Source organism: Vibrio penaeicida, from assembly GCF_019977755.1.
Taxonomy (GTDB): domain Bacteria; phylum Pseudomonadota; class Gammaproteobacteria; order Enterobacterales; family Vibrionaceae; genus Vibrio; species Vibrio penaeicida.
Genome location: NZ_AP025144.1, coordinates 194,507 through 210,622 on the forward strand (window position 1 = coordinate 194,507; position 16,116 = coordinate 210,622).

General features: G+C 44.9%; 15 protein-coding genes and 1 riboswitch. Of the genes, 10 read left to right on the forward strand and 5 right to left on the reverse strand.

What is annotated here, in order from left to right:
- The first annotated feature begins 61 nt into the window (after positions 1 to 61).
- The 3 genes from nudE (at position 62) to LDO37_RS00900 (ending at position 3,062) form a co-directional block, all read left to right on the forward strand.
- Positions 62 to 616 carry an ADP compounds hydrolase NudE gene (gene nudE / locus LDO37_RS00890; protein WP_101114524.1) on the forward strand — a complete coding sequence of 185 codons (555 nt, stop codon included), beginning with the start codon at positions 62 to 64 and terminating at the stop codon, positions 614 to 616.
- An 11-nt stretch (positions 617 to 627) separates the two neighbouring features.
- On the forward strand, positions 628 to 1,449 hold the full coding sequence (gene cysQ, locus LDO37_RS00895; RefSeq protein WP_101114523.1) for a 3'(2'),5'-bisphosphate nucleotidase CysQ: 822 nt from the start codon (positions 628 to 630) through the stop codon (positions 1,447 to 1,449).
- Positions 1,450 to 1,763: 314 nt separating this feature from the next.
- Positions 1,764 to 3,062, forward strand: a complete 1,299-nt coding sequence (locus LDO37_RS00900) for a serine protease (protein WP_126606129.1) — start codon at positions 1,764 to 1,766, stop codon at positions 3,060 to 3,062.
- 111 nt (positions 3,063 to 3,173) lie between these two features.
- Here the strand turns inward: LDO37_RS00900 and nfuA are convergent, their stop codons facing one another.
- Together nfuA and LDO37_RS00910 are read right to left on the reverse strand one after the other, a co-directional pair.
- A complete protein-coding gene (gene nfuA / locus LDO37_RS00905; protein ID WP_101114522.1) occupies positions 3,174 to 3,761 on the reverse strand; it encodes a Fe-S biogenesis protein NfuA in 588 nt (195 codons plus the stop codon).
- Between the two features lie 90 nt (positions 3,762 to 3,851).
- Positions 3,852 to 4,562: a ComF family protein gene (locus LDO37_RS00910; RefSeq protein ID WP_126606120.1), complete on the reverse strand. Its 711-nt coding sequence runs from the start codon at positions 4,560 to 4,562 to the stop codon at positions 3,852 to 3,854.
- 79 nt (positions 4,563 to 4,641) lie between these two features.
- Here LDO37_RS00910 and bioH point away from each other — a divergent pair, with 79 nt between their 5' ends.
- Positions 4,642 to 5,406, forward strand: coding sequence for a pimeloyl-ACP methyl ester esterase BioH (gene bioH / locus LDO37_RS00915; RefSeq protein WP_126606121.1), 765 nt, complete (start codon positions 4,642 to 4,644; stop codon positions 5,404 to 5,406).
- Positions 5,407 to 5,547: 141 nt separating this feature from the next.
- A complete protein-coding gene (locus LDO37_RS00920; protein ID WP_126606122.1) occupies positions 5,548 to 6,012 on the forward strand; it encodes an ATP-dependent Lon protease in 465 nt (154 codons plus the stop codon).
- 80 nt (positions 6,013 to 6,092) lie between these two features.
- On the opposite strand, the gene plsB is transcribed toward LDO37_RS00920, so the two are convergent.
- Complete coding sequence (plsB, locus tag LDO37_RS00925; RefSeq protein ID WP_126606130.1) at positions 6,093 to 8,516, reverse strand: glycerol-3-phosphate 1-O-acyltransferase PlsB; 2,424 nt, start codon at positions 8,514 to 8,516, stop codon at positions 6,093 to 6,095.
- A gap of 316 nt (positions 8,517 to 8,832) precedes the next feature.
- On the opposite strand from plsB, the gene lexA reads away from it, so the two are divergent.
- The 3 genes from lexA (at position 8,833) to dinF (ending at position 11,728) form a co-directional block, all read left to right on the forward strand.
- Positions 8,833 to 9,447 carry a transcriptional repressor LexA gene (gene lexA, locus LDO37_RS00930; protein ID WP_104400174.1) on the forward strand — a complete coding sequence of 205 codons (615 nt, stop codon included), beginning with the start codon at positions 8,833 to 8,835 and terminating at the stop codon, positions 9,445 to 9,447.
- Between the two features lie 63 nt (positions 9,448 to 9,510).
- Positions 9,511 to 10,326, forward strand: a complete 816-nt coding sequence (locus tag LDO37_RS00935; protein WP_126606123.1) for a class I SAM-dependent methyltransferase — start codon at positions 9,511 to 9,513, stop codon at positions 10,324 to 10,326.
- A 130-nt stretch (positions 10,327 to 10,456) separates the two neighbouring features.
- Positions 10,457 to 11,728: an MATE family efflux transporter DinF gene (gene dinF, locus LDO37_RS00940; RefSeq protein WP_233448298.1), complete on the forward strand. Its 1,272-nt coding sequence runs from the start codon at positions 10,457 to 10,459 to the stop codon at positions 11,726 to 11,728.
- Positions 11,729 to 11,809: 81 nt separating this feature from the next.
- On the opposite strand, the gene sthA is transcribed toward dinF, so the two are convergent.
- The gene (sthA, locus tag LDO37_RS00945) at positions 11,810 to 13,207 is read right to left on the reverse strand and encodes a Si-specific NAD(P)(+) transhydrogenase (protein WP_101114515.1); all 1,398 of its coding nucleotides are present in this window, start codon (positions 13,205 to 13,207) and stop codon (positions 11,810 to 11,812) included.
- Between the two features lie 271 nt (positions 13,208 to 13,478).
- Between sthA and fabR the strand changes: the two genes are divergently transcribed.
- The gene (gene fabR / locus LDO37_RS00950; protein WP_126606125.1) at positions 13,479 to 14,147 is read left to right on the forward strand and encodes an HTH-type transcriptional repressor FabR; all 669 of its coding nucleotides are present in this window, start codon (positions 13,479 to 13,481) and stop codon (positions 14,145 to 14,147) included.
- The gene (locus LDO37_RS00955) at positions 14,137 to 14,508 is read left to right on the forward strand and encodes a YijD family membrane protein (protein WP_126606126.1); all 372 of its coding nucleotides are present in this window, start codon (positions 14,137 to 14,139) and stop codon (positions 14,506 to 14,508) included. The genes fabR and LDO37_RS00955 overlap by 11 nt, the downstream gene beginning before the upstream one ends.
- 50 nt (positions 14,509 to 14,558) lie before the next feature.
- Here LDO37_RS00955 and trmA read toward each other — a convergent pair whose 3' ends face one another.
- Positions 14,559 to 15,668, reverse strand: coding sequence for a tRNA (uridine(54)-C5)-methyltransferase TrmA (gene trmA / locus LDO37_RS00960; protein ID WP_126606127.1), 1,110 nt, complete (start codon positions 15,666 to 15,668; stop codon positions 14,559 to 14,561).
- Positions 15,669 to 15,868: 200 nt separating this feature from the next.
- Positions 15,869 to 16,103: riboswitch (cobalamin riboswitch) on the forward strand.
- The last annotated feature ends 13 nt before the right edge of the window (positions 16,104 to 16,116 follow it).

Genomic DNA, 16,116 nt, shown 5'->3' on the forward strand with positions numbered 1-16,116 from the left:
ATTATTTTTGATGATATATTGTTCCATGCTAATGATTGGGTCAGATTTTTAAGGAAAGGTTATGGCAAGTGAAAAAAAGCCACAAATTTTAGCTACAAAAACGGTCGCCCAATCTAAACTATTTACTATAGAGTCGCTGGATTTACGTTTTTCAAACGGAGAAGAGCGAATCTATGAGCGAATGAAGCCTAGTGGCCGTTCAGCGGTCATGATTGTGCCTGTAACGGAGCAAGGGGACTTACTTTTAATCCGTGAATACGCAGCAGGTACAGAGCGCTATGAGCTCGGGTTCCCTAAAGGTTTAGTGGATCCTGGTGAGTTGCCTATTGAGGCAGCAAACCGAGAATTAAAAGAAGAAATTGGATACGGAGCGACAGAATTAACCCCTCTTAAAGAGGTGGTGCTGGCTCCATCTTACTTCTCAAGTAAGATGACGTTGTTTCTGGCACGCGACCTGTATTCAGAATCACTGGAAGGGGATGAGCCAGAACCTCTAGAATTGGTACGTTGGCCATTACAGCAAGCTGATGAGCTGCTGACCCATCTGGATTTTTGTGAAGCCCGCAGTATTACTGCACTGATGTTAGCTCAGCGGTATTTAAACACGTCTGAGTAAGGAAATGCCCTATGGCGGAAGATCTTTCTCACCTTATCCCTTCAGTTATCACGGTTGCCCGCAGTGCTGGTCAGCTCATACATGATATCTACGAAAACAAACAATACGAAGAATACACCAAATCGGATGCTACACCGGTTACGAGTGCAGATATTGCCGCGCACAAACTGATCCTTGAGCGGCTGACTGAATTGACTCCCGATATTCCTGTTTTGTCGGAAGAAGATTCGGATATCAGCCTTGAAAAACGGTGTCAATGGAGCCGTTACTGGCTCGTCGACCCTTTAGATGGGACTCAGGAATTCATTGCACGCAGTGGCGATTTCGCCACTATTATTGCTCTAGTTGAAGACAACGAACCCGTTATGGGTGTGGTATATGCGCCAGTTTCGGGCGTCACTTATTATGCCTACAAAGGGAAAGGCGCTTGGAAAATTCCAGATATGGACGAAAGTGTGGCGATTGAAACGCATCGCCATCACAGCGAAAGCCAATCTTTAGCGATTGCCATTAGTCGCCGTCAAGACATCAATAGCATTACCAGTAAGTTGTGCCCATCTTGGAATTTTGACTTAGTACCGTTAGGGTCAGCAGCACTTAAAGCCTGCTTAGTGGCAGAAGGGGCAGTAGATTGCTACCTAAGATTAGGTCCAACTGGAGAATGGGATACTGCCGCGACACAGTGCATTGTCAGTGAAGCGGGTGGTCGCATTCTCAGCACTAAATTAGAACCGCTTTCTTACAATGAAAGAGAAACATTAGAAAATCCTAATTTTATTGTTTTAGGTGATGAGGAACTGCCATGGAATTCGATTCTATTGGCTCATAAGTAGCTCAACCTTTCTTTTTTATACGCTCAATATTTGAGTTGACCTCTCAAAACTCATGATTAAAATAGCTTTCAATTACAGTCTCCTACCCTGTAATTGAAGGCTATTCAACCAAGAAAAATTCACTGATAAACAAGTTAGTTACCTGTTGGTGAAATTGTGGTCGCAGTCTGGGTTTTTTCCTCTATTCATGCCTTGGTTTTTTCAAAAAACGTGCTTGTGTATACAACGTCGCCAGATAACAAAGAGCGGCATTACACAAAAAATATGAGGATAATATTTTGAAAATAACAAGGAATATGGCCCTAGTCACAGCCATGCTTGCACCTATGGCATCCATAGGCGCAGAAGTACAAGGCGCCAGTTTTGAAATTTCACCACGCATTGTTGGTGGTGGTAACGCAAATACTGCTGACTGGGGATTCTATACCCAAATTGTTTCACGTTACGGAAACCGTTCTTACTGTGGTGCGAGCTACTTAGGTGATGGTTACGTACTAACTGCTGCGCACTGTGTAGACGGGGACTCGCCATCTGGTATTGCTGTTAAAGTCGGTGGATTCATCTACAACGGAACAGATGGTCAGCGCGCTAACGTTAGTAAGATTTACATGCACCCTAACTACGACAAACGTACGTTTACAAACGATATCGCCGTTTTGAAATTGACCAATGATCTCCCGTCTGCTGTGAAGGTAGAGATAGCGGATGGTTCTTTGAGTCAGTATGCAGGTATTGGTGATACATTAAGTGTTGCAGGGCTTGGTCGTACCTCTGAAGGAGGCAGCTCGCCTTATAAGCTACAATCTGTTGACGTTCCTCTGATTTCCGATGCGACGTGTCGAGCAGCTGGTGGAAGCTACACCAATGTAGGCAATGTTGCATTCTGTGCTGGTTTCTCTGCTGGTGGTAAGGATTCTTGTCAGGGTGATAGTGGTGGTCCAATTGTTGTCAATCGTTCTGGTGTGATAACTCAGTTGGGTATTGTAAGTTGGGGTATTGGTTGTGCGCGTCCTGGTAAGTATGGCGTTTATAGTGATATTGCTGCCTTACGCAGCTGGCTAGATACGGTCATTACCTCTAACCCTGGCGGCAGCTACGCCGTTGGATACACCAAGAACCAGACATTGTCTTCGTTTAAAGTCGGTGAAACGAAATCTCATACGTTTAGTATTAAAAATAACGGCACACAGTCGTTTACTTTGAACAACGTCCGCGCGGTAGCGTCCGGTGTCGCTACCTCAGTAGTTGTTGGTCGTGATACCTGTTCTCAAACAACGTTGACTGCAAACCAAAGCTGTCAGGTCGCTGTCGAATTTGGTGCAACTCAAGCGGGTCTAGCGAAGGCGCAGCTTTCCTTCTCAACGGATCAAGGTACAAGCACGTACCAAGCAAATGTGAGTGCAGATGCTACAACGGCTGGTGGTGGAGGTGGCAACTATGATCACGTATACCCACAAAATATTGGCAGCTACACATTTGGTACAGTGGTTCTGGCTGAAGATGGCAATCGTTACCAATGCCTAGGGTTCCCTGGCGGACTTTGGTGCTCGGCTGGTGGGGCATACGCACCAGGTACAGGCTGGGCTTGGAATGATGCTTGGAGCAAGCTGTAATCGATGTGCTTTAAGTTTGCGGTAAAGCAACGCTAAACCAAATAAAAAGCCGGGAATCATTATTCCCGGCTTTCGTCTGTTTGATTCTTTCTACCTGCGGTGATTTAGTGCTTAGTAGTAAGAGTGTTCTCCTCGGTCGTGCTCAGTAGAGTCACGTACCGCTGTCAATTCACCTTCGAATTGAGCCAAGAGTTCTTTCTCAATCCCTTCTTTCAACGTGACATCAACCATGGAGCAACCGTTACAGCCGCCGCCAAACTGAACCAGTGCAACACCGCTTTCTGAAATTTCGATCAGACTTACGTGACCACCGTGCCCTGCCAGTTGAGGGTTAACCTGAGTTTGAATAGCGTATTCGACGCGTTCCATTAATGATGCGTCATCAGACACTTTACGCATTTTTGCATTCGGTGCTTTAAGCGTAAGCTGAGACCCCATCTTATCTGTAACGAAGTCGATCTCTGCATCTTCAAGGAATGGTAGGCTGAGTTCGTCGACAAACGCAGAAAAGAGTTCAAATGTTAATTCAGTATCGCTGGCTTCCACAGCTTCTGGTGGGCAGTAAGAAACGCCACACTCAGCGTTTTGCGTTCCTGGGTTTACCACAAAGACACGAATGTTTGTGCCTTCAGGTTGCTGCTCAAGCAATTTCCCAAAGTGAGATTGTGCGTTTTCCGTAATAGTAATTGTATTTGACACGACCAATACCCGAGTGATTTTGTAAACTATTTGACCATTTTACCCCTGTCGATATTTCGATCCAGCTTTTTAAGTCATAACTTATTTACGTTAAGTCGGATCAGGGGTTCGGCATACGCAGTAAATATCGACCCTTTCTACCCCAACATCAAGTAGTAATTGGCATAATTGTCGGATAGTGCTGCCCGTCGTCACGACGTCATCAACAATCGCCATGTGTTTTGCCACACGAGAAGAATCGAGAGTGAATGCATTTCTTAGGTTGAGAAGGCGGGCTTTACGATCGAGCCCCTGTTGTGCGCGAGTGGACTTTATGCGTCTGAATATTTGATTGTCAAAGCGCTCGGTGACACCAAGGTGCTGGCACAATGATTTCGCTAGGTAATCGCTTTGATTGTAGCCTCGCCAAAGTTGCCGACGCCAATGGAGTGGAACTGATGTAATAATCTCAGCAGGCTGAGAAATTTGCTCTGCAAGGAGATAGGTGAGATCTCCAGACAACCAGAATTGATGTTGATGTTTGAAGCTGTGAATATAGTTCGATAATGGGGGCTGATAATCTCCCACACAATATAAGCGCCGCCATGGTGGAGGTGCTGAGAGGCATTGACCGCACTGCTCAACCGTATTGAGGGTGGGTAGCCCACATTGTAAACATCGGTGCTTTTCTCTCAGATCCTCTAAACAAGCGCCACACCATCTTGTTTTTGGTGTACTTTCCTCAATGTTCAGACCACATGAAGGGCATTGAAGTTTAAAATGGTGGTGAATTTTAATTTTCAGCCAGTGGGAAAAAGCCATATAAAGTCTTTTGTATTCATTGGGTTGAGTATCTTACTAAATACATTTGCTGTACGAAATACGTTTTAAGGGAAAAAGCATGACAACATCGTTGTATTGGCAATCATTCGGGCAAGGTCCAGATCTGATATTGCTTCATGGATGGGGAATGAATGGTGCGGTTTGGCAGCAAACGGCAGAGCGCTTGGCTCGCCACTTTTCTGTCCACGTTGTGGATTTACCTGGGTACGGCCATAGCCACCAAGTTCATGCAAAAAATCTTGAAACAATAGCGGAGAGTATTCTGCAAGATGCGCCTGAAAAAGCCATTTGGGTCGGGTGGTCACTGGGTGGCTTAGTGGCAACCCACATAGCACTAAAGCACAGCGAAAGAGTCACTAAGTTGATCACGGTAGCCAGCTCGCCAAAATTTGCAGCCGAAAAGCCTTGGCGTGGCATTCAGCCTAATGTACTGACCTTATTTACAGAGCAGTTGGTTGAGGATTTCCAGCAAACTGTTGAACGTTTCATGGCACTCCAAGCTATGGGTAGCCCATCCGCTCGCCAAGATGTGAAGCAATTAAAACAAGCGGTGCTTTCACGTCCACTGCCCGATCCTAAGGTGCTACTAGCGGGGTTAGATATGTTAGCGAATATTGATCTCCGCTCCGATGTCGCTGAGATTAAGGTGCCTTATCTGCGAGTATACGGGCGCTTGGACGGGCTGGTCCCCATTAAAGTTGCCAAAGACATGCAAACATGGGCACCCAACAGTCATCAGCACACGTTTGAACAATCATCACACGCCCCTTTTATGACAGAGCTCGAACTGTTTTGTGAAAAGATCACCGACTTCTGTAAATAAATTGAACAATCTGCCGTTATAAGTGTAAGCAGGCTAAACTGTAACCAGATTGGTTTTGCCATTGCCATTATTGGCAAGAGGTCGTGAGACTCCTTATATGTACCTGTTTCACGGCAATGTTACCGTTGTGGGAGGTTTGTTATGTTAGTGAACCCGACCAGTGCCAGCGTTCCGCTGATTGCCCCGTCGGTCAATATACAAACCGAACAAGTTGCACGAGACAATAAAGTCAAAGAGCCTATAGCACCCGCTACAGAATTGACCAAGTCGAGTGCAGAGCGAAAGGCAACGCTAGAGGAAAGGCGTCGAAAACGTGCCGCTTGGAATGCAGAAGACCATCCCGACTACGAGTTGGATTCCGATGCTGAAACTGAGTATCACGAAGAGCCTATCGACAAGCTTGAACGGTTGTTTGATTTAATTGCACTGCAATCCTACAGTGCCCAGCAAGGAAAGGGGTATACCATCCGTTTCCGTTTGCCAGCCAGTGTGCTGAACGATGCGATTAATGAAGGTAAGATGGCGAAACGCCGCACCATTATTAAATACCATTATGGGCATTCTGTCGCGCCTCATACGCCTTCAGAAGTGATTGCGATTACTTAAATCGCCAAATCAAAAAGACCACCGTTTAGGTGGTCTCTTTTTTTAACTTTCTGATTGCTTTTTTACTTTCGAATTGCTTTTTAGCTTTCCGATTGCCGGCTTTCTTGTATGGTCAATTTAACTTCTGTTGGCAATAGCTTTGAAAGCGTTTCTGCCAGCTGCTTTGTCTTTTCCAAATCACATTGTCCGTCTACATCCAAGTAGCCTTGCTCTTTTAGAGTACTAAACAGAGCGGCGAATACTCCTTTGTCAAAAAATTCTGGCGCGTTGATACCATGCAAACGACCAAGCCTTTGTGCCACTTGTTGGCTGTGTTGCTCCAGTTCTGTTCTACCCAATTCAGGTGCCGCTACGAGTTGGGTAATGGCAATAGAATAACGCTGCAGTGTTTCCTGTATGGTTCTAGCGTATAAAATCAGAGACTGTATCCGGCATTGGCTTAAAGATACGTTTCCATCTTTTAAGGTAATCAGTTCTTGCCGAGTAAACTCTTCGATTGTCTGGGTAACCACGTCTCCGATATCACTTTCGTCATAATGGATAAACAGCTCTTTCTTTAAGAAAGGGTACAAGGTTGTTACCGAATCAATGATTGAGGACAGCTTGATATTTTCATGCTGAACAACCAGTTGAGCTATCAAAGAGGGGATAGCAAATAAGTGAATGATGTTATTACGGTAGTACGTCATCAGAATGGACTGTTGGCGATCAAGGGAGATGATGTCGCCCATACTGTCGGGTTCAATGACAAATTTATCTAAGCTTATTGCATGATGAACCAAGTCTTCCGCATTGCTATCTGGTGTAGTGCTGGTGCAGGAATAAGGGACTTGGCGAAGTAACGCTAGGTAGCTGTCTATCTGCTGAACCAAAGTTTCGCGAGACAAAGCGCGTTGCCTAGATGCCGATAAGGCGAGAGCACACAAGGTTAGCGCATTAGTGGCCGCTGCTTTGTTTATGTGCGTCATCATTTTCTCAGCCAAATGGTTCACCACGGGTGTCATCCACTGAGGTTTAGGGCTGTTAACCGCATCAATGTCGTTTGTCCAATCTGGTACATGTTCGTTAAGGTATTGGTTCAGTGGAATAGGTTCACCAAAGTTCACATACCCCTGTCCAAAATTACGAAGTTTGCGCAACGTTTTCAGAACAAGACCCGCATTTTCTTTTTCTTTGCGTTTGCCTCTGAGTTCTTTTGCGTAGGTGGATACTTCCATAACATGTTCATAGCCAATATAGACAGGCACTAGAGTCACGGGGCGATTTAACCCTCGCAGCATTGCTTGAATCGTCATGGCTAACATGCCGGTTTTCGCTTGCAACAATCGCCCTGTTCGGGAGCGACCACCTTCACTGAAGTATTCAACGGAATACCCTTTGGCAAACAGTTCTGCAAGATATTCGCGGAAGATCGTGGAATACAGTTTATTGCCTTTAAAGCTGCGACGAATAAAGAACGCGCCTCCTCGGCGGAAGATAGGCCCTGCAGGGAAGAAGTTTAAATTGATTCCAGCGGCAATGTGTGGAGGAACCATCCCTTCTTGATACAACACATAGGACAAAAGCAAGTAATCCATATGGCTTCGATGACAAGGCACGTAAACAATTTCGTGACCATCCTGCGCCAGCTTTCGCACAGTGGAAGCGTTGTTGATACTTAGACCTTGGTAAAGTTTGTTCCACAACCAACCTAAGAAGCGATCGCCGCGTTTAACCAATGAATAAGAAAAATCGGCGGCGATTTCATCCATGATCGCTTTGGCTTCTTTTTCGGCTTTTTCTTGGCTAATGTTTTTGCTTTTGACTTCGTCTGCGACCGCTTTTTTAATGGCTTCAGATTTCAATAAGCGTTGAAACAAAACTTGGCGATTAGGAAGGTTCGGACCTGACGCCGCCAATTTTTGGCGAGAAAAATGAATTCTAGCAACTCGTGTTAATTTGTGAGCGATTTCTTGGTCGGTACCGTGGCTATCTGCCATTGAACGCAGCGAAACCACAGGGCTAAATCGCACGAGACAGTCTCGCCCTGAAAGCAGTAATGCTTTTGCTTTTTGAGGACCATTTAAACTTTCAAGGTACGGTTTTTGGTTCTCTTCTTTTCCTGGTTTTCGACCCCAAAGTACACTTACAGGCAGCACTTGCACATCTAAGTCACTGTCACTGTTATGCAAACCGAGTAGCTTCGTAAACAAATCAACGGACTCAGAGGGCGCATCGTGATCATTCTGAATCAACGTAGGTCGTGAAGAGGTAAACACAAAGCGTCCAAACGGCTGACCATTGATTTCCAGTGGGGTCAACGGATCGGGTAACCCCTGTTCTAGGGCATACCTTTGGAATGTCAGAAGGTCGACGTTAGAGCGAAACGGCAGTGCGTAAACGATGGGTTTGGAAATATCGATTCCCAAATCTTCTACCGGATTCGATGGGATAGTTGTCCCTTTTACCAATACCGACAAAGGTAACTTCATCAAAGTTCTAGAAAGAGATTGTCCAGAAGACATAGCGAATGTTTGCCTCAACATGTTTGTTTCGATGGCGAGTTGTTTAAAACATCACCACTTGATTAATTGCGCTGCAAGGATAGCAGAAACTGGTCTAACCTTTTATTCAAATTTGCCACTATCTCTAAAGCGCTACATCGGCTCGCATCAATGAAACGGAGATGAATTGAGCTCTTATTTCGCAAAGCATATCGAAGGCAGATGGACATAGCATGAACCCAAAACAACAAACCCGTTAAAAAATAGACAATTGTCTTTGATTTCGTTGATTTACTGGATATACTCACAGTTAACTGTATAAAAAGACAGGTGGATCATGAAGCCATTAACGCCGCGCCAACAACAAGTTTTCGATTTAATCAAAGATAAGATCGATGTATCCGGTATGCCACCCACTCGTGCAGAAATTGCCCGTGAGTTGGGTTTCCGTTCTGCCAATGCAGCAGAAGAACATTTAAAAGCTCTTGCCAGAAAAGAAGTGATCGAGATTATCCCCGGCGCTTCACGCGGTATCCGAATTCTTCTAGAAGATGAAGAAGAAGACGGTTTACCTTTGATTGGTCAGGTTGCAGCAGGTGAGCCTATTCTGGCTCAAGAACACGTTGAAACACATTACCAAGTTGATCCTGCCATGTTTAAACCGCAAGCTGATTTTTTGCTTCGTGTTAACGGTATGAGCATGAAAGATATTGGCATTATGGATGGCGATTTGTTGGCTGTTCATAAAACCTCAGATGTGCGTGATGGACAGGTTGTTGTTGCTAGAGTCGATGAAGACGTGACAGTTAAGCGTCTTGAGCGTAAAGGCTCTACGGTTCTGCTTCATGCTGAAAATGAAGAGTTTGAACCGATCAAAGTCGATCTCACCTCGCAGCATTTAGCGATTGAAGGTATTGCCGTTGGTGTGATCAGAAATGCAGATTGGATGTAATTAAATTTTGCATTATTAAATGATAGTCATTATCATCTAGCTATTATTGTAGGGAAGATGATAATGACACAACCTCACTTCAAACGACCTAAATCTCACTACCAGATTCCAGCGAATCTGCTTCAGCCTATGTGGTTGCGGAGCAGAGAAAGCTTGGTTGACGATGGATTGGTTTACGATCCTATTGCGGCTAGTGCTTGTAAGCGTTGTGAGTTAGCACCTGAGTGTTTGTCTGGCGATGTTGATCAGAAGCAACTTCTGAATGCCACTCTAACCCAGCTGTGTGATGAAAGAGTGAAAAGCTTTTTGATGGATAACCCTGAAGCTTGGATCTTGAACGTTGGGGCTGGATTGGATACCCGTTTCTACCGCTTAGATAACGGTCGTTGTCATTGGCTGGAACTGGATATCAGCGAAAATTTACTCTGGCGACAAAAGCTCTTTCATCCAAGTGAGCGTTACCAATTACGATGCGGCAGCGTAGTTGATACCGACTGGCTTAACGATTTACCTGTTCCCGAATCTTCCCCTGTTCTTATTGTCTGTGAACATGCACTCCTTGATTGCGACGAATCTCAAGTTGCTCAGTTTATTAGAACATTGGGTCGTCGATTTATTCATGCTCAAGCGTGTTTTGTTTTGGCGGGGGACTTAGCGAATTCTCATTGGGGTAAAAAACTCGGTGGAGGCGGTTACAAACACGCAATCAGCCGACCTAAAGAGAAATTGCTTAACTGGCTTCCTTGGTATCAATGGGTTACGGTCCATTCACCTATGGATAAAAACTGCAGTCGATGGAAACGCTGGCAACGTTGGCTATCAAAAATGTCCTTCTTCAAGCACCGAGTGACCCCTGTCCTTCTGCACATGCGATGGTGATTGATTAATCAATCGCTAAACGCTAACCTCGACGCCATAATTGTCGAGGTTCCACGTGATTAAATCCCAATATCTATCCTTTCTCTCTAATTGGTCTTTGCACAAGCAAGTGCTTTGGCTTGCTATTCCTATGGTTTTGTCCAATATCACCATTCCTTTACTTGGCTTGGTGGACGCTGCGGTTATTGGGCATCTAGATCATGCTTGGTATTTAGGGGGAGTGGCGTTGGGCGGCACGATGATAAGTGTGTCGTTTTGGCTACTGGGCTTCCTGCGTATGGCGACAACTGGTTTAACAGCACAAGCTACGGGAGCAAAAAGCGGGGAGCAGCTTTGTCTTGTGTTGCTTCAAGGCTTAATGATGGCTGGAATGTTCGCGCTACTATTCCTTTCACTTCATCCATGGATTTCAGAGTGGGTGTTTGCTCTGAGTGACGCCAGCGATCAGGTGAAATTTTATGGTCAACAGTACTTTTCAATACGGGTATGGAGTGCGCCAGCCGCACTTGCTAATTTCGTTATTCTTGGGTGGCTATTAGGTACACAAAACGCAAAAGCCCCGATGTGGATCGTGATTGTGTCCAACCTTACAAATATTATGCTCGATCTTCTTTTCGTTATGGGTTTTGGCTGGAAAGTAGAAGGGGCAGCATTGGCATCTGTACTGGCCGACTATACGGGCATGTCTTTAGGTTTATTCTTTGTTTATCGCACGTGGATTAAGCTCACTCTGCCATCTGTTTTCAGCCAACTTGGTGCGCTCACCAATGGAATAGGGCGGTTCGTTCGTCTTAATCGCGACATATTTTTGCGTTCATTGTGCTTACAGGCAGCGTTTACGTTTATGACTTTTCAAGGTGCCAGCTTTGGCGATGACGTGGTGGCGGCAAACGCAGTATTGATGAGCTTTTTGATGATGATCTCTTACGGCATGGACGGCTTTGCCTATGCGATGGAAGCAATGGTAGGGAAGGCCATTGGAGCCAAAGATGAGAAGCAGTTGAAACTGTCGCTGATAGGAACGTTTTTCTGGAGTTTAATTATCTGTGCACTCTTGACGCTGGTGTTTGCTTTGGGGGGATCGCTACTGATCTCGATGATCACAGACATTCCTATTGTTCGAGAGCATGCTAACGTTTACTTGCCATGGCTAATCGCAATGCCACTGGTTTCAATGTGGTGCTTCCTATTCGACGGCATCTTTATTGGCGCCACGAAAGGTAAAGAAATGCGCAATAGCATGTTTGTTGCGATGTGCAGTTTCTTCCTTGTCTTTTTCGCTTTCTCTGACTTTGGCAACCATGCTTTATGGTTGGCTATGTTGAGTTTTATGGGGATGAGAGGGCTAGGGTTAGCGATTGTGTTTGTCTATCAATGGCGAAGAAATCAGTTTCTTGCTTAGTAACTATGTGCAGTATTGATTTCCAAAAAAGAAGGTCAGCGAATGCTGACCCTCTTGCTTTGAAGCGCTGAAACTGTGAAATCAGAACAAACGGTTTAAACCATTCAATGCCGCGACTCGGTACGCTTCTGCCATTGTCGGGTAGTTAAATGTAGTGTTGACGAAGTACTCAATGGTATTCGCCTCGCCTTTCTGTTCCATGATGGCTTGTCCGATATGGATAATTTCCGCTGCACGTTCACCAAAACAGTGAATACCCAATATTTCTTTTGTCTCACGGTGGAAAAGTATTTTTAATGAGCCAATATCTTTTCCTGCTATTTGCGCCCTTGCAAGGTGCTTAAATGACGAACGACCTACTTCATACGGGATTTTTGCAGCTGTTAGCTCTTGCTCGGTTTTACCTACAGAGCTGATTTCAGGGATGGTGTAGATACCCGTCGGGATATCTTCAATCAGGTGATTGTCAGCCTGACCTTTGGTGATGGCCTGAGCAACAAATCGACCTTGATCGTATGCTGCGCTAGCAAGACTTGGGTAACCAATTACATCACCAACCGCGTAAATGTGTTCTACATCGGTTTGGTAATTGGTGTTCACGCTGAGCTGACCACGAGAGTCAGGGGTTAGACCCACATTCTCTAAATTCAACTTATCCGTATTACCTGTTCGTCCATTGGCGTAAAGGATACAGTCTGCTCGCATTTTTTTACCCGACTCCAAATGAATCACAACACCTTCATCGGAGGCTTCAATTCGCTCATAAGTTTCATCGTTGCGAATAATGACACCGCTATTCCAAAAGTGATAAGACAGTGCATCGGAGGTTTCGTTATCTAGGAAAGATAGCAGCCTGTCGCGTGTGTTGATGAGGTCGGTTTTTACACCGAGCCCACGGAAGATAGAAGCGTACTCACAGCCGATGACACCAGCACCATAAATAATGATATGGCGTGGGTCGTGCTCGAGCGACAAAATTGAATCACTGTCGTATATACGGTCATGAGTGAAGTCAACATCGGCTGGTCTGTATGGGCGAGAACCTGTTGCGATGACAAACTTATCTGCGGTGTATTGTTCCACAGTGCCATCGGGTTGAAGCACTTCTATCGTATTGCTGGCGATGAATCGAGCTTCACCAAAAATCAGAGAACACTCATTCCGATCGTAAAAACCTTGTCTTAGGCGAGTTTGTTTGTCGATAACGCTTTTAGCGTGACCAAGAATATTGGAAAACGTAGAGTGGAGGCTGGAATTATTGTGGCAGAAGAGAGGATTATTATTGAATTCTATGATGCGGCTAACCGCATGTCTCAGTGCTTTAGAAGGTATGGTACCCCAATGAGTACATCCTCCACCGACACTGCTCTCCCGCTCAATGATTGCAACGTTTAACCCCGATTTTGTTAAGCCCATTGCAGCCCCTTCACCACCAGGACCACTGCCTATTACTATTGCATCGAAGTGCGTTGAGGTCATATATTTGCCTTTTGTAATGATAGTTAACATTGCTGTAGCGATATTTTAACGACTTCATTTTACAGGTAAATGGTCTCACCAGTAGACAGTGGTGAGGATCACGTTGTGTTTCAATCAGAATTTGTGAAGTCATCAGTAACTTCGAGTAACAGGCGAGCATTTCCGCGAAAAATCCGTAAAGTATCCGCGGTTGTCTCATAGACTCTTACTGCATTCACGGTATAGTAAGGCTTGCCTGTTAGGTCAGTTTCTCTATAAAGCGTAGTTAAGAATGACAAACGAGAATATAAAAAAGAGTTTGGGTATCCGAGCTCAACAAAAGGAAAAAACCCGACGTTCAGTAATCGATGCCGCTTTTAGTCAGTTAAGTGCCGATCGCAGTTTTTCTAATCTAAGCTTACGTGAAGTAGCGAGAGAGGCGGGTATCGCTCCGACGTCTTTCTATCGTCACTTTAAAGACATGGATGAGCTTGGATTGACGATGGTCGACGAAGGCGGTTTACTGCTCCGTCAATTAATGCGCCAAGCTAGGCAGCGTATTGCCAAAGAAGGCAGTGTGATTAAAACATCGATAGACACGTTTATGGAGTTTATCGAGAGCAGCCCAAACGTTTTTCGGTTGTTGTTACGAGAACGTTCGGGGACGTCGTCTGAGTTTCGTGCAGCTGTTGCTCGAGAAATTCAGCACTTTGTTGCGGAACTTACTGAATATTTAGTAATCAATGGTGTATCTAGAGAAGGCGCTTTCACTCAGGCCGAAGCATCTGTCACACTGGTTTTTAGCTCTGGTGCAGAAGCTCTAGATTTAGAAAAAGATGAACGAACTGAACTGGCGAATCGCTTGATAACCCAGCTCAGAATGATTGCAAAAGGTGCCCATGTGTACCGAAAAGAAAATGAACTAAAGAAGAATAAGGCAGGACAAAGCAATGTCGAATGAAGCTCCTATCGCTGACCAAGGGTCAGAAAAGAAAACTCTCCTCTTAGCTCTAATCGCGGGTATGTGTGGTAACGCCCTGTTGTCAGCATTGACAGTCAGTGAAGTGGCTTTCTCTGTGTTTCCATTGATAGCGTTGGTATTGGCTGTTCAGAATCTGTATCAAGAATATCTACGCCACCCTGTTTCTGAAGAAATCCCAATGGTTGCTTTAGCATGTTTCTTTGTGGGGGCGTTTGGTTATTCGGCGTTCATAGGGGCGCAACACCCAGAGTCAGGATCAAATTTCTTCTCGATTATAGTGACGCTGCTTCTCCTTGTTTGGGTAGGTAAGAAGCTGGGGTATATCGCGAAGCCTCAGTAGAACACTAAATTTTAGCTAAAAAAACCGCTCATCTGAGCGGTTTTTTTTGTTTAGGCTTTTCTTTCTAAGAAAACACCCGCTTCCATATGATGGGTATATGGGAATTGATCGAATAATGCAAAGCGAGTGATATGGTGAGTTTCACTCAAAATATCTAAGTTATCTTTCAATGTTTCTGGGTTGCAAGAAATGTACATAATGCGCTCGTACCCTTGAACCATCTTACATGTGTCGATATCCATGCCAGCACGAGGAGGATCAACAAAGATGGTGTTGCAGTTATAGCTTGTCAGATCGACATTCTGTTGCTTTAAACGACGAAACTCTCGCTTGCCTTCCATTGCTTCTGTAAATTCTTCCGCTGACATCCGGACAATTTGTACGTTATCGATGTTGTTCGCTTCAATATTAAATTGTGCAGAATCGACAGAAGGTTTAGCTAACTCTGTTGCCAAAACGCGATCGAAATTCTGTGCCAGTGCTAACGAGAAATTTCCGTTCCCACAATAAAGCTCTAGAAGATCCCCTGTACTTTCTTGGGTGCAATCTACTGCCCACTCCAACATTTTCTGAGCAACGATACCATTAGGCTGTGTAAAGCTATTCTCTACCTGCTGATACACATAAGTATCACCATTCACGTTCAGCTTCTCGATAACGTAATCTTTATCGAGCACGATTTTCATTTTTCGAGCACGACCAATTAAGTTGAGATTGAAACCTTCATCATTGAGTCGTTGTTTTAGTGCTTTTGCCTGAGAAACCCAGTCTTCATCTAATTGACGGTGGTAAAGCAAAGACACCAAGATTTCACCGCTGAGTGTGGATAAAAAGTCCACTTGGAACAGCTTTCGGCGCAGCGTATCGTTATCTTTCATCGCGTCGATCAATAACGGCATAAGATCATTGATTAAACGACTTGCAGCAGGGAACGTATCTACGCGGTATTTTTCACGTGTCTCTTGGTTGAACATGATGTAGTAGAGCTCTTCACCTTCGTGCCAAACTCGAAATTCCGCTCTCATGCGGTAGTGCTGATCTGGGGACTCATACACTTCAAGTTCTGGTGCATTGAAAGGAGCAAACATCTCAGTTAGGCGCTGGGTTTTCTCAGCAAGTTGAGCTTGATAATGCTCTGGGTTTACATCAAGTGACGCCATGGAGTTATGCCTTATTGCTTCGGTACAGGGAGCGCAGATTTTATTCAATCCACTTTATTTGTCCAGCTTTGTCTTTCTGGCTGACACATGAGATAGCTTGTTGACCCATAGCGTCATAGATTTGCTGAATGTTTGTGCTATTGACGAGAGTGATAATAGGTTAGAAGAAATACGTCTAGACATCCGTAAGATTGCGAACTAGTATCCTCGCCCAAGCTGGTGGTCAATTTTTGACTGAAAAGGGAATCTGGTGGAAATCCAGAACTGACGCGCAGCGGTAAAAGAGAACGAACACCTCGGATTGAATCCAAACACTGCTTACTGTCTGTAAGTGGGAAGTGGGGTGCTAGGTATCTGAATCTGTATGGAACTCGTGTTCCTATAGATTAAGGTGAGCTCTTAAGTCCGAATACCTGCCAGTAATAAGAGCCAAGCGGATATTAGCAGT

Coding starts and splice junctions, on each gene's coding strand:
- bioH (WP_126606121.1), top strand. CDS start 4,642: ATGACAACATCGTTGTATTGGCAATCATTCGGGCAAGGTCCAGATCTG.
- fabR (WP_126606125.1), top strand. CDS start 13,479: ATGACAAACGAGAATATAAAAAAGAGTTTGGGTATCCGAGCTCAACAA.
- trmA (WP_126606127.1), bottom strand. CDS start 15,668: ATGGCGTCACTTGATGTAAACCCAGAGCATTATCAAGCTCAACTTGCT.
- LDO37_RS00920 (WP_126606122.1), top strand. CDS start 5,548: ATGTTAGTGAACCCGACCAGTGCCAGCGTTCCGCTGATTGCCCCGTCG.
- dinF (WP_233448298.1), top strand. CDS start 10,457: ATGGTTTTGTCCAATATCACCATTCCTTTACTTGGCTTGGTGGACGCT.
- LDO37_RS00910 (WP_126606120.1), bottom strand. CDS start 4,562: ATGGCTTTTTCCCACTGGCTGAAAATTAAAATTCACCACCATTTTAAA.
- LDO37_RS00935 (WP_126606123.1), top strand. CDS start 9,511: ATGACACAACCTCACTTCAAACGACCTAAATCTCACTACCAGATTCCA.
- sthA (WP_101114515.1), bottom strand. CDS start 13,207: ATGACCTCAACGCACTTCGATGCAATAGTAATAGGCAGTGGTCCTGGT.
- LDO37_RS00900 (WP_126606129.1), top strand. CDS start 1,764: ATGCTTGCACCTATGGCATCCATAGGCGCAGAAGTACAAGGCGCCAGT.
- cysQ (WP_101114523.1), top strand. CDS start 628: ATGGCGGAAGATCTTTCTCACCTTATCCCTTCAGTTATCACGGTTGCC.
- nudE (WP_101114524.1), top strand. CDS start 62: ATGGCAAGTGAAAAAAAGCCACAAATTTTAGCTACAAAAACGGTCGCC.
- plsB (WP_126606130.1), bottom strand. CDS start 8,516: ATGTCTTCTGGACAATCTCTTTCTAGAACTTTGATGAAGTTACCTTTG.
- lexA (WP_104400174.1), top strand. CDS start 8,833: ATGAAGCCATTAACGCCGCGCCAACAACAAGTTTTCGATTTAATCAAA.
- LDO37_RS00955 (WP_126606126.1), top strand. CDS start 14,137: ATGTCGAATGAAGCTCCTATCGCTGACCAAGGGTCAGAAAAGAAAACT.